Source organism: Endozoicomonas sp. Z74, assembly GCF_057680865.1.
The window spans coordinates 1-1,905 of record NZ_JBLYZI010000222.1 but is presented as its reverse complement, the minus strand read 5'-3'; the positions used below and the strand labels follow the sequence as shown (position 1 = coordinate 1,905).

The following is a 1,905-nucleotide window of genomic DNA, read 5'->3' as shown; positions in this document are numbered from 1 at the left end:
CCGGAAATACCTTGTGCATCACCGGCAATGGGTGAGGGCGGCAGAGTTTTATGGAGGACACCGATCTGCTCTGGGGACATCATGGGTATGGACTTCAGGATGTCTTGGAATTGCTGAGGTTTCATGGCTGGAACTCCACTTTACACGACAATTCTCATGCTCAGGGAGTATAGACCATGTTAGCAACATTTAATTTGAACAGCGCCACACAGTACAGTCATGACCATGACCTGTATGAAGTGGAATGGGAGCAGTTTACCGATAAACTGATTGCCGACGTTCTGAGTCTGGAAAAAAGATATCCGGCCGACCGCACTCCCAGCTATACCCAGGTGATGGAATACCTGACACAAAGCCGCGCGTTGAAATTCACACTGTTTCTGATAGCCAGTGTCACCGTGAAAGAATACCGCCACACAGTAATAAAAAATGAGGTTATTTCACCAGAGCAAATGAAGCTTCTTTTAAGCAAACTGAATATAAATGAGTCTCTTTTCGAAGCAATGAACGACCATTTCCCTGGCGCCTATGGCATTACCTTAGAAAAGAAAGAGGAGCTATGAACTGCCACTGCATTTTTGGTCAGGGACACAGCACTCCCTGACCATTTACGAGGACTCTGAAAGCCAGAACCGAATGTTCAATAGTCAAACCTCCATTGCCGTAGCCAACCTGGCTGCAGGTCAGCAGTGTTCAAAACAGGGAAAGGTGATGGCATATATCAGCAAAGAGTCTGGACCATTCATAATGAGCCGGTTAGCTTGCCCCCTGATTTGTTACAGCCACTCCCTTTCAAGCAAATTATGGCCTAATCCGTCATTTCCAGGGAGTCATCCGGCAGGACAAACTACACTAAAGCCTCTTGATTATTAAGCACACAACAAAGGCTTTAACTATGTTCCCACTGCGAACTCCTCTCAAATCCACCCTTCTGGTTATCTTCATTTTATGCTTTTGCCATAAAGCCTCGGCAGGCACTATTGTTACCCTGGGGTATGGCATGACAGGCAAATATTTTACAGAAGATTGCTATAATATTCTTGGTGAAAGCATAAAACTGATTATTGTCGACACCAATCCTGAACGAATAGAAGAGGCAAAAGAGTGGAGTAAAGGCAAAACTACAGAACGCCTGTCTTTCAAAGACTCCTATAAACAGATCACCGACGCAGAATGGGCTGATACCTATTTTGTCCAGGAACTGATCACAGAAAAAGTAAAAGAGAAGCAGGAATTAATCGCAGGAGTTCTGGAAAAACTTGAACAAAACAATAGAAGCGAGGTTGTGGTTGCCAGCAATACCTCTTCCATTCCACTTCGTGTTCTGACAGAAGGAGTGCCTGAGCACAGGATCCCAAAAGTAGCTATTAATCACATGTACTCTCCTTATGGACGGATCAGTGACGTCGTAGTATATCGCGATAAACACAGTGTCTCTTCTGATGGATCTGATGAACTTGTTGGAAAAGAAGCTCTTTACAGAGATATGGCTATAGCAACCAGTGAATACGTAAGAAATATTAATAATCACTTACAACTTTTCCCTATACTTTTATACAACCAACGCCTCCCCTATAAAGACCAGGTGGGCCACGCCTTTAATCGAGTCTGGTTCAGGATAACAGCGCATTTTATTAACCTTGTCAGTCAAAAGATCATTAACAAAGAAATAGCAGACATCGCGTTCATTCTAGTCTACGGACGCCCCTTAGGGATTTTTGGCTTCATTGATTTATTCGGGCTTGAAGACGCTGTAAATATTCAACATGTCTGGCATTGGCGCTGTTCAAATTAAGTGTTGCTCTACCCAATGTATAGAAACTTGATCTAAAAAAGCCTCCTCTGAGAAGAGTTGAGTTTTAAGAAACCTTTTCCACCCGAGGTAACGAGACAGGTATTTTGTTG

2 protein-coding genes are annotated in these 1,905 nt (G+C 43.5%); both read left to right on the top strand.

All coding sequences use genetic code 11. From position 1 onward, the window contains the following. Positions 1-176: 176 nt before the first annotated feature. Positions 177-563, top strand: a complete 387-nt coding sequence (locus ACNRUY_RS26380; protein ID WP_488114645.1) for a hypothetical protein — start codon at positions 177-179, stop codon at positions 561-563. A gap of 437 nt (positions 564-1,000) precedes the next feature. Next, a complete protein-coding gene (locus ACNRUY_RS26375; protein WP_488114644.1) occupies positions 1,001-1,795 on the top strand; it encodes a 3-hydroxyacyl-CoA dehydrogenase NAD-binding domain-containing protein in 795 nt (264 codons plus the stop codon). Positions 1,796-1,905 lie beyond the last annotated feature (110 nt).